The 256-nt window shown below is 68.4% G+C and carries 1 protein-coding gene; it reads right to left on the reverse strand.

What is annotated here, in order from left to right:
- Positions 1–256, reverse strand: a 256-nt coding sequence (locus KVS69_RS19870) for an efflux RND transporter permease subunit (RefSeq protein WP_217539895.1), incomplete at both ends; no start/stop codon positions are given.

The following is a 256-nucleotide window of genomic DNA, read 5'->3' on the forward strand; positions in this document are numbered from 1 at the left end:
ATCGGGCGCGGTCTTGTCGGTGACCACGCCGTTGCGCTGGACCTCGGGCGGCAACCGGGGCAGCGCGCGTGAGTCGCGGTTCTGCACCTGGATCTGCGCGACGTCGGGGTCGATGTGCTGCTCGAACGAGATGGTCAGCACCATCCGCCCGTCCGTGGACATCTGGGACTGCATGTACATCATGCCTTCCACGCCGTTGACCGCCTGCTCCAGCGGCGATGCCACGGTGTCGGCGATCACCTGCGGGGTGGCGCCG

It is taken from the genome of Stenotrophomonas sp. GbtcB23 (genome assembly GCF_019091045.1).
GTDB lineage: Bacteria > Pseudomonadota > Gammaproteobacteria > Xanthomonadales > Xanthomonadaceae > Stenotrophomonas > Stenotrophomonas rhizophila_A.